The sequence below is a fragment of the Mycobacterium sp. genome, assembly GCF_049608025.1.
GTDB lineage: Bacteria > Actinomycetota > Actinomycetes > Mycobacteriales > Mycobacteriaceae > Mycobacterium.
In genome coordinates, this window is the sequence record NZ_JBMYXC010000058.1 from 9857 (window position 1) to 20073 (window position 10217).

At 66.3% G+C, this 10217-nt stretch carries 11 protein-coding genes; 6 read left to right on the forward strand and 5 right to left on the reverse strand.

What is annotated here, in order from left to right; translation table 11 throughout:
* Positions 1–606: Crp/Fnr family transcriptional regulator (locus ACPGXI_RS15405; RefSeq protein ID WP_526654428.1), on the reverse strand; the 606-nt coding region annotated here is incomplete at its 3' end.
* Positions 607–723: 117 nt separating this feature from the next.
* Positions 724–981, reverse strand: a complete 258-nt coding sequence (locus tag ACPGXI_RS15410; protein WP_526654430.1) for a hypothetical protein — start codon at positions 979–981, stop codon at positions 724–726.
* Between the two features lie 222 nt (positions 982–1203).
* On the opposite strand from ACPGXI_RS15410, the gene nth reads away from it, so the two are divergent.
* From nth to marP, 4 genes are read left to right on the forward strand one after another with little or no spacing between them, the layout of a single operon-like run.
* Positions 1204–1884 carry an endonuclease III gene (gene nth, locus ACPGXI_RS15415; protein ID WP_526654448.1) on the forward strand — a complete coding sequence of 227 codons (681 nt, stop codon included), beginning with the start codon at positions 1204–1206 and terminating at the stop codon, positions 1882–1884.
* A 25-nt stretch (positions 1885–1909) separates the two neighbouring features.
* A complete protein-coding gene (locus ACPGXI_RS15420) occupies positions 1910–2566 on the forward strand; it encodes a TlpA family protein disulfide reductase (RefSeq protein WP_526654432.1) in 657 nt (218 codons plus the stop codon).
* Positions 2563–3363, forward strand: a complete 801-nt coding sequence (locus ACPGXI_RS15425) for an NUDIX hydrolase (RefSeq protein WP_526654434.1) — start codon at positions 2563–2565, stop codon at positions 3361–3363. Before ACPGXI_RS15420 ends, ACPGXI_RS15425 begins: the two co-directional genes overlap by 4 nt.
* The gene (marP, locus tag ACPGXI_RS15430) at positions 3360–4547 is read left to right on the forward strand and encodes an acid resistance serine protease MarP (RefSeq protein ID WP_526654436.1); all 1188 of its coding nucleotides are present in this window, start codon (positions 3360–3362) and stop codon (positions 4545–4547) included. The genes ACPGXI_RS15425 and marP overlap by 4 nt, the downstream gene beginning before the upstream one ends.
* On the opposite strand, the gene ACPGXI_RS15435 is transcribed toward marP, so the two are convergent.
* Entirely contained in the window at positions 4544–5503 is a 960-nt protein-coding gene (locus tag ACPGXI_RS15435; protein ID WP_526654438.1) for an alpha/beta fold hydrolase, read from the reverse strand. The genes marP and ACPGXI_RS15435 overlap by 4 nt on opposite strands.
* Complete coding sequence (locus ACPGXI_RS15440) at positions 5503–6015, reverse strand: phage holin family protein (RefSeq protein ID WP_526654440.1); 513 nt, start codon at positions 6013–6015, stop codon at positions 5503–5505. The genes ACPGXI_RS15435 and ACPGXI_RS15440 overlap by 1 nt, the downstream gene beginning before the upstream one ends.
* A 217-nt stretch (positions 6016–6232) precedes the next feature.
* Between ACPGXI_RS15440 and ACPGXI_RS15445 the strand changes: the two genes are divergently transcribed.
* Positions 6233–6874, forward strand: coding sequence for a chymotrypsin family serine protease (locus tag ACPGXI_RS15445; RefSeq protein ID WP_526654450.1), 642 nt, complete (start codon positions 6233–6235; stop codon positions 6872–6874).
* Between the two features lie 28 nt (positions 6875–6902).
* Here the strand turns inward: ACPGXI_RS15445 and acs are convergent, their stop codons facing one another.
* Positions 6903–8867 carry an acetate--CoA ligase gene (acs, locus tag ACPGXI_RS15450; RefSeq protein WP_526654442.1) on the reverse strand — a complete coding sequence of 655 codons (1965 nt, stop codon included), beginning with the start codon at positions 8865–8867 and terminating at the stop codon, positions 6903–6905.
* A gap of 65 nt (positions 8868–8932) precedes the next feature.
* Between acs and ACPGXI_RS15455 the strand changes: the two genes are divergently transcribed.
* On the forward strand, positions 8933–9730 hold the full coding sequence (locus ACPGXI_RS15455; protein ID WP_526654444.1) for an oxidoreductase: 798 nt from the start codon (positions 8933–8935) through the stop codon (positions 9728–9730).
* Positions 9731–10217: the final 487 nt, after the last annotated feature.

Sequence of the window (10217 nt, forward strand, 5' to 3'; positions counted from 1 at the left end):
TCCGCGCTGGGCGAAGTCGGCGAGCGCCTTGTTGACAGTCTCGCGTGACGCCCCTACCAACTGCGCGATCTCCTCCTGGGTCAGGTCATGAGTCACCCGCAGCGCGCCACCCTCCTGAGTCCCGAACCGCTGAGCGAGTTGCAGCAGCTGCTTGGCCACCCGGCCCGGCACATCGGTGAAGATCAGGTCGGCGAGGTTGTTGTTGGTGCGGCGGAGGCGACGGGCCAGCACCCGCAACAATTGCTCGGCGATTTCAGGGCGGTCGGCGATCCACGCCCGCAGCGCTTCACGGTCCATGGACACGGCACGCACTTCGGTGATCGTGGTGGCGCTCGACGTGCGGGGTCCCGGGTCGAAGATCGACAGCTCCCCGAACATGTCGGACGGGCCCATGATGGTCAGCAGGTTCTCGCGCCCGTCCGGCGAGCGCCGGCCGATCTTCACCTTCCCGCCCATGATGATGTACAGCCGGTCGCCAGGCTCGCCCTCGGCGAACACCGTGTGCCCGCGGGGAAAGTCGACCGGCTGCAACTGTTTGGTCAGCGCGGAAACGGCGCCCGGCTCGACCCCCTGGAAGATTCCGGCCCTGGCCAGGATCTCGTCCACGTTGCCCCTCTTAAAGCTGCTCGGTGATCAGATAATCAGACGTATGGCTACGCAGGCCGATCTCGAATCAGATCGCGGGATCAGTCTAGTCGTACGCCTTTTCGTGACCAGTTCACGCTACACAGGATTCATCTGCCGGGTCTGCTGAAATTCAGGATTGGGGCGGTCATGGAAGTACTGGTGGGTGGGCAGATTCGCCGCGGGGATGTGGTCGATGAGCCCGCCCGTCGCCGAATCCCGCTCGTTGGCCTCCATCAAATCGGCGACGTCCGCGGCGGTGATCACATCACGCTGCAGGCTCGATTCGACGCGGTCCAGGCCGAGGGTCGCCAAAATCAGCAACCCCGGAGTCAGCGCAACGAGCAACCATGACACAACGGGGGAGTAAACACGGTCAAGGTCTCAGCAGGGTCACGAACCCCCTTCGTTCAGGACCCATCCGACGCGGGGCGCGTCGCACCCGCTCAGTAGGCTGGATTGGTGACTCCGGGTGAGACGTCGGCATGCGGATCAGATGGCGCCCAGCCGGTGCGACGCGCCTCGGCCCGCAAGTGGGACCGGGAGACCCCGCTGGGTCTGACTCGGCGTGCCCGCCGGATGAACCGCACACTGGCGCTGGCATTTCCTCATGTCTACTGCGAGCTGGACTTCACGAATCCGCTCGAGCTCACCGTCGCCACGATCTTGTCGGCCCAGAGCACCGACAAACGCGTCAACCTCACCACGCCGGCGCTGTTCGCGAAGTACCCCACCGCCCTCGATTACGCCGGGGCTGATCGTTCTGAGCTCGAGGAGCTCATCCGGGCCACCGGGTTCTTCCGGAACAAGGCCAACTCGCTCATTCGGCTGGGCCAGGAGTTGACGGAGCGATTCGACGGCCGCGTACCCGACACGTTGGCCGAACTCGTCACCCTGCCCGGCGTGGGCCGGAAGACCGCCAATGTCATCCTCGGCAACGCGTTCGACGTTCCGGGCATCACCGTCGACACGCACTTCGGCAGGCTGGTCCGCCGCTGGCGCTGGACGTCGCTGGAGGATCCGGTCAAGGTCGAGCATGCCGTCGGCCAGCTCATCGAGCGCCGGGAGTGGACTCTGCTCAGCCACCGGGTGATCTTCCACGGCCGACGGGTATGCCATGCCCGCAAGCCGGCATGTGGGGTATGTGTGCTGGCCCGGGATTGTCCGTCTTTCGGGGTTGGCCCGACCGACCCCCTGGTTGCCGCGCCGTTGGTCAAAGGGCCCGAAACCGAGCACCTGCTCGCGCTGGCCGGGCTCTAGATAGGCCCACCCGGATGGTGCAACGGTGAGCGTGTCGGCCCGTTGGGGCGTGGTGGCGGCGGTGATCGTGGTAGCGCTGGGCGTGGCGCTCTGGTCGGAACTGGGGGCCCGAGATGGCTTCGGCGACCAGGCATCATCCTCAACCGACCCCATCTCTGCGCGTGACCGTCGCGACGCCGACACCGCAGAGGCGCTGGCGGGCCCGCGTGCTCGTGCCGACCTCGAAGCCTGCCCCGGACCCGGCCCCGGCCCCGGACCTGGACCGCTGCGCGGGATTGTGCTCGAGTGCGCGGGCGATGGGTCGAAGGTCGACGTCGCGAAGTCTCTTGCGGGCCGTCCCGCCGTGTTGAACCTATGGGCGTACTGGTGCGGTCCATGCACCGAGGAGCTGCCGGCGATGGCCGAGTATCAGAGGCGCGTCGGATCCGAGGTAACCGTGTTGACGGTGCACCAGGACGAGAACGAGACCGCCGCGTTGCTGCGCCTTGCCGAGCTGGATGTCCGGCTACCGACCCTGCAGGACGGCCGCAGATCCATCGCAGCAGCGTTTCAGGTGCCCAATGTCATGCCGGCAACCGTGGTGCTGCGCGCCGACGGCAGCGTGGCCGAAATTCTGCCCCAGTCGTTCGCCACCGCCGACGAAATCGCCGAAGCGGTCAATTCGGCCATAGGAGTGACGTGAAGTCAGCGGGCTCGGGGGAGGGCAGCGGGGACAGCCGAGTCGGCGATCTGACTCCCGCTGCCGCGCCCCCCTGGCTGACACCGCTCGTCGAACGCCCCGGTGCCGTCAAGAGCGCCTACCGTTCACGGGTTCCGGCCGAGGTGCTCGCCGCGCTGACCGCAGCCAATACCGCCGCAGCGCTGACGGGTGCCCGTCGTGACGCCGCAGTGCTGGTGTTGTTCTCCGGGCCGCAGGGCGGCTCGCCGGGCACGCTGCCCGGCGACGCGGATCTCCTCGTCACCGTGCGGGCGTCCACGCTGCGACACCACGCCGGACAGGCCGCCTTTCCCGGCGGCGCAACAGATCTGGGCGACGAGGGCCCGGTCCACACGGCGCTGCGGGAGGCCACCGAGGAGACCGGGATCGATGCGGGTCGGCTGCACCCGCTCACCACGCTCGAACGGATGTTCATTCCGCCGTCGGGCTTCCATGTGGTGCCGGTGCTCGCATACTCACCGGATCCCGGCCCGGTTGCCGTGGTCAACTCGTCCGAGACGGCGTTGGTAGCGCGGGTGCCGGTGCGGGCATTCGTCAATCCGGAGAACCGGATCACCGTGTACCGGCACTCCCGCCGGTTCGCGGGGCCGGCGTTCCTGCTCAACCAGATGCTGGTGTGGGGGTTCACCGGCCAGGTCATCTCGGCGATTCTCGACGTCGCAGGCTGGGCAACGCCTTGGGACACCGACAATGTGCGCGAACTCGGCGACGCAATGGCGCTCCTGGACACCCGGGGCAGTTACGGTGATGGCCAACTATGACTTCGTCGCAGTGGCTCGATATGGCTATCCTCGCCATCGCGCTCATCGCTGCCATCTCGGGCTGGCGATCCGGGGCGCCGGGTTCTCTGCTGGCTCTGATCGGGGTGGTCCTGGGCGCGGTGGCCGGAGTTCTGCTTGCCCCGCACGTGGTCAATCACATCAACGGCCCCCGGACCCAGCTGTTCGTGACCCTGTTCCTGATTCTGGCGTTGGTTGTCATCGGTGAGATCGCCGGTGTCGTTCTCGGCAGGGCAGTGCGCGGCGCGATCCGTAATCCCACCCTGCGGATCTTCGACTCCGTGGTAGGGGTTGGACTTCAGTTGGTTCTCGTCTTGACCGCGTCATGGTTGCTGGGCACCGCTTTGATGTCCTCCCCGCAGCCCAATCTGGTGGCCGCTGTTCGCGGCTCTCAGGTGATCGCCGAGGTGGACGCGGTGGCCCCGAGCTGGCTGAGATCGGTACCCAACCGGCTCTCGACGCTGTGGGACAACGCCGGTCTGCACGACGTGCTGAAGCCCTTCGGGCCCACGGAGGTCGCCGCCGTCGACGCGCCTGATGTGTCGCTGGCCTCTTCGGCGGTCGTCGCCCTGACCCGCCCCAGCGTGGTGAAGGTCCGTGGGGTCGCGTCAAGTTGCCAGAAGGTACTCGAAGGCAGCGGGTTCGTGGTCGCACCGAATCGGGTGATGTCCAACGCTCACGTGGTGGCCGGCTCGGAGAGCGTGACAGTCGAGGTCGACGGGGAGACCTACGACGCGGGCGTGGTGTCCTACGACCCCGATGCTGACATCTCGATCCTCGACGTGACCGATCTTCCGTCCGCGCCGCTGCAGTTCGCCGATGAGGAGGCACCCCGGGGAACCGACGGCATCGTGATGGGTTATCCCGGCGGTGGCGACTTCACCGCCACTCCGTCGCGCGTTCGGGAGGTCATCGAGCTCAGCGGTCCCGACATCTATCGAACCGCGACCGTCAATCGAGAGGTCTACACCATCAGGGGCACTGTTCGGCAGGGAAATTCGGGTGGACCGATGATCGACCGCGGGGGCAAGGTGCTCGGCGTAGTGTTCGGCGCCGCGGTCGACGACGTCGACACCGGCTTCGTGCTGACTGCGGACGAGGTGGCGCAGCAGATGGCCAAGGTGGGCAATGTCGAGCGCACGCCAACCGGAAAATGCATCAGTTAGCCGTATACCTGGGTCAGGAAACGTGACAGCTGCTCGTTGACAGCCTTCGGGGCTTCCTCGTGCCCGAAGTGGCCCGCGCCGTCGATCGATACATACCGTCCACGCGGCGCGTAACGCTGTGTTCGGTGGACCGGGTCGGCCAGCACATATGGGTCGACGCCTCCCCGCAGATGCAATACCGGAACCGACAGCTGCCGCTTCATCAAACCCATGAAGCGGCGTCCCTCACTGCGGAACTGGCTGCGTACCGCCCAGCGCTGGTACTCCAACGCCGAATGGGCCGCCGAGGGAATCTGGATGGCCTGTCGCAGATGGCCGATGGTTTCCGAGAAGTCTTCGCTGGCCTGCCATTTGGCGCTGGATCGGCTGCGCACCAGTCGCTCTAGTTCGGCACCGTGGTGCCGCGTCAGCATGCGCTCGGGCCAACCGGGCACCTGATAGCGAAGCATCGAGGGCAACAGCGCCCTGCCCTGATCGCGACGGCGCAACGCCGAGGTGCGCAGCGCGGCAGGGTGGGGCGAGCTCACCAGTGCGATCGCCTGCACGGCTCTGGGGTGCAGGACTGCGGTGGCCCAGCAGACCAACCCGCCGTCGGCGTGACCCACCAGTGTGGCCGACTCATGTCCCAGAGCGCGCACCAAGCCGGCTGTGTCGCCGGCCAGCGTCCAACCGTCGTAGCCGCGCGGAGGTTTGTCGCTTCCGCCGTAGCCGCGCAGGTCGACTGCCACTACTCGGGCGCCGGTGAGGCCGGTGAGTTGGTGGCGCCAGGACCACCAGAAGGAACCAAACCCGTGCAGCAGGATGACCAGCGGCCGGTCCGGCACCTTCTCCGGAAGGTCATCGGGGTCGACCCGGCGTTCGGCCTCGACGACGTGAAGCCGAATGCCGTTGGCGTGCACGTCCAAATGACGCCAAGGTCCGCCGATGCGTACAGCCGACGGATCGGGCCGGCCCATTACCAGCCTGACGGGTCGGCGGTTGACGCCTGCTTACCGTCCGTCGTGGCGATCGTCCTGGCGGCTTTGTCCGGCCCGGGAGTCAGGGCTTCGGGGATTTCCTTGACCGTCTCGATGGTCTGCTGCGGGCCACGGATCCGCCGCACCTTGAGGTAGCCGAGCAACGCCAGCACCGCGGTGACCACGACCATGATCCCGAACACGATGAGGAACGCCGCCCAGCGCCACAGCCAGCTATCCAGCAACTCGGCGAGGAAGAAGAAAAAGAAGAACGTCGAGTAGAACAGCACCACCAGCGCCAGGATGAAGAAGACGCTTCCGGTCAGGCCCTTCTTGACGTCGCGGGTGATCTCCGCCTTCGCCAGCGCCACCTCGGCGCGCACCAGCGTCGACACTTGTGAGGTCGCATCCTTGACCAGGTCACCGATGGATGGGTCGGGCTTGGCCGCGTGCGGGTCTACCAGGGGTATCGAGGTCACTGTGTTTGGCACGCCGTTTCTGCGCTCACTCACGGAAGCTTCCTTCCCGCATCTACTGTCGGGTGGCGGTTGATATCGGGATCAATAGCGGGATCAATATTGCCACGTGGCGTCGCGCTGGAATGATTCCGCCCGGGGATAGACTGCGGGAGTTTCGTGTTTAGGGCGGGTCGGGCATGTCGATTGGGGATTACTCGTGAGGACCAGCCTGACAGCGTGCGCGGTGATCGCGACCTTGAGTGCAGCGCTCATGTTCGTGATCGCGCCCGCTCACGCGGAGCCCCCGGTGACGCTCGGGGGCGGCTCCGGCGTCGTCGTCGACGGCGAGTCCTACTGCACACTCACCACGATCGGCACCGACAACCGGGGCAGCCTGATCGGGTTCACCTCCGCGCACTGCGGCGGACCGGGGGCGGTGGTTGCCGCCGAGGGGGCGGAGAACGCCGGCATCCTCGGCACCATGGTCGCCGGTAACGACAACTTGGATTACGCGGTGATCGAATTCGATCCGCAGAAGGTCACGCCGGTCACAACTGTCGACGGCTTCCGAATCGACGGTCTCGGTCCTGACCCCGTCTTCGGCGACGTAGCCTGCATTCTCGGTCGCTCCACCGGTTACTCGTGCGGCGTCACCTGGGGCCCGGGTGAGGAGCCCGGCACCATCGTCAACCAGGTCTGCGGGCAGCCCGGTGACTCCGGAGCGCCGGTGACGGTGAACAACAAGCTGGTCGGCATGATCCACGGAGCGTTCTCCGAAGCGATGCCGACCTGTGTGGTCAAGTTCATCCCGCTGCACACCCCGGCGGTGACCATGTCGTTCAACACCCAGCTCGCCGACATCACGGCCAAGGGCCGGCCGGGCAGCGGCTTCGTCCCGGTGGGTGCTGCTTGACGGCTGCTTGGCAGTCAATCCTCGGGCGCTATTTGCTGGCGCGGATCGCCTCGAACACGCCGGGATCCAGCAGTGTCGACGTGTCCCCGAGTTCGCGGCCCTCGGCCACGTCGCGCAACAACCGGCGCATGATCTTGCCGCTTCGGGTCTTGGGCAGCTCCGGTACGACGTGAATCTCGCGCGGTTTGGCGATCGGCGAGATTTCCCGGGATACCTCGGCACGTAGCTCGCTGACCATCTGCTCGTAGGACATAGCGGCCGCATGGGCTTTGAGGATGACGAAGGCGCAGATCGCTTGGCCGGTGTGGTCGTCGGTGGCACCGACGACGGCTGCCTCCGCGACACCGGCGTGCCCGACCAGCGCGGACTCCACCTCAGCCGTGGAGATACGGTGGCCGGAGATGTTCATGACGTCGTCGATACGGCCCAGAATCCAGATCTCGCCGTCGCTGCCATACCGAGCGCCGTCGCCGGCGAAGTACCAACCCTGCTCGGCGAACCGCGACCAGTAGGTCTCCCTGAACCGCTCCGGGTCGCCCCAGATTCCGCGCAGCATCGACGGCCACGGCTTGTCCAGTACCAGGTATCCGGTGACGGGTTCATCATGATCGGTGCCGGGCGCGAGTTCGTTGCCGTCGTCGTCGACGATCTTGGCTGAGATGCCCGGCAGCGGCCGCATCGCCGAACCGGGCTTGCAGTCGGTCACTCCCGGCAGCGGCGAGATCATGGCGGCACCGGTCTCGGTCTGCCACCAGGTGTCGACGACCGGAGTCCTCTCGCCGCCGAATACCAAGCGATACCATCGCCAGGCTTCTGGATTGATCGGCTCGCCCACCGAGCCAAGTAGGCGGAGGCTGGACAGATCGTGGGAGAAAGCAATGTCGCGGCCCCACTTCATGAACGTTCGCACGACGGTGGGAGCGGTGTAATAAATTGTGACACCGTACTTTTCGATGACTTGAAAATGCCGGTGCTCGTCGGGTGAGGCTGGCGTTCCCTCGTAGACGACCTGGGTGGCACCGTTGGACAATGGCCCGTACACGATGTAGGTGTGCCCGGTGACCCAGCCGATGTCGGCGGTGCACCAATACACGTCGGAGTCCGATTTTATGTCGAACACATTGAAATGGGTGTACGACGCCTGTGTCAGATAGCCTCCCGAAGTGTGCACGATGCCCTTGGGCTTTCCGGTAGTTCCCGACGTGTACAGCAGGAACAGGGGGTGCTCGGCATCGAAGGCCGTCGGCATGTGCTTTGTTGAGGCTTTCGGGACGGTTTGGTCCCACCAGAGATCGCGGCTCTCGGTCCACGGCACGTCGATTCCGGTGCGCCGCACCACGAGTACGTGTTCGACGGGACTGTCGTCGCCGAGACCTTCGATGGCTTCGTCCACCCCTGCCTTCAGCGGTGCGGCCTTCCCCCGGCGGAACTGGCCGTCGGCGGTGATGACCAGTTTGGCGCGGGCGTCGTCGATCCGGGCCCGCAGCGCTGAGGCCGAGAACCCGGCGAAGACCACCGAGTGCATGGCGCCCAGTCGCGCGCAGGCCAGCATGGCGACAATGGCTTCGGGCACCATCGGCATGTAGATGGCGACCCGATCGCCGGATTCGATGCCCAGGCCGGCCAGGGTGTTGGCGGCTTGGCAGACCTCGTCTTTGAGCTGCGCATAGGTGATTTTGCGAGCGTCCCCGACGGGTTCGCCCTCCCAGTGGATGGCCACCCGATCTCCGTTGCCGGCCTCCACGTGGCGATCCACGCAGTTGTAAGCGACGTTGAGCCGACCGCCGACGAACCACTTGGCGACCGGGGCTCCGGACCAGTCAAGCACCTCGGTGAAAGGTGTCTCCCAGCTCAGGCGGTTGGCCTGGTCGGCCCAGAAGGCCAGCCGGTCTTCCTCGGCCTGTTGGTATATCGCCGCCCCAGCGTTGGCGTTGGTGGCGAACTCGGGCGCAGGCGGGTAGGAAGGCGGGACTTCCCTGTGCGTCTCGGTCATGACTGTGAGGGTAGTCACCCAGCGGGTCGGCTAGCGTGTGCGGGCGTGACGGGTGGCAGGTGCCAATGACGGACAAGGACCCAGTGTCCGAGGACCCCCTGGCGCCGTTAGCTGCGCTCCCCGGCGTAGCGCAGGCGGGTCAGGAGGCACGTGAGGCGCTCGGCAGGGCGCACCGGCACCGCACTAACCTGCGTGGCTGGCCCGAGACTGCCGCGGAGGCGGCGCTTCGGGCGGCCCGGGCCTCGTCGGTGCTCGACGGCGGACCCCTGAAGTTTTCCGACGGCGGACCCGATGAGACCCCGGCCGCCGGCGGCGATCCGGTGCTTGCTGGTGCGCTCAGAGTGGCCGAGGCACTCGAAGGTGGCCAGGGCGCGCTGGTCGGCGTGTGGCGGCGGTCGCCGCTTCAAGCGATCGCCAGGTTGCACGCGCTGGCGGCTGCGGACCTGGGCGACGGTGGTGAACTGGGTCGGGTTGAACTGGGTCGGCCGCGCGCCGAGGCCGATGTCGGGCGCAGGCTCGAGTTGCTCGCAGACATCGCCACTGGCGGAACGCGGGTTCCGGCGACAGTCTTGGCGGCGGTTGTTCACGGTGAACTGCTCACGCTGGCGCCCTTCGGCACCGCCGACGGCGTCGTCGCTCGCGGAGTATCGAGGCTGGTGACGATCTCCAGCGGTTTGGACCCGCACGGTCTCGGCGTTCCCGAGGTGCACTGGATGCGTCGCTCCGGTAACTACCGTGCTGCGGCCCGGGGCTTCGCGGCGGGCACCGCCGAGGGCTTGACGGCTTGGTTGGCACTCAGCAGTGCGGGACTGCACGCCGGCGCGCGCGAGGCTTTGTCCATCGCGGAGTCGATGCGGTCGTGATGCCGGCCCTTCATGGCTCAATCCGAGGGGTGGCGAAGAAGCGCAAGGGATTTCGGCGCAGCGCCCCTCAGAAAGACAGACCCTCAGAAAGACAGACCCTCAGAAAGACAGACCCTCAGCAAAATAAAGCGGGCGGCGCCCCGAAGCATTTCGACAATGCCTCAGTTCGCCGCCCGCTAGCACGGATTCCGGTTACCAAGCGTGCTGGATGGGGTTGCGTGGGTGGCCTCGGCGTTCTTACGAAGCGCTACGACTTTCGACCTACCCAAAGGTCTTTGGTAGTCGTCCGATTCTCGCAATTCCGCAGGCCCACAACACTCTTACCTATTCCGCGGTATGTGCTCCGCGTGGGTTCCGGGACCCGTGCTGGGGAGCCGAGTTCAGGAGATCGAGCCTTCTCTTCTGGCTCGGCCCTGGCCTCCCCCGGCTGCCGTGCTTCCTTTGTACTACGTGATATCGGTCACAGCAAGGCCCAATTTTGGGCCGA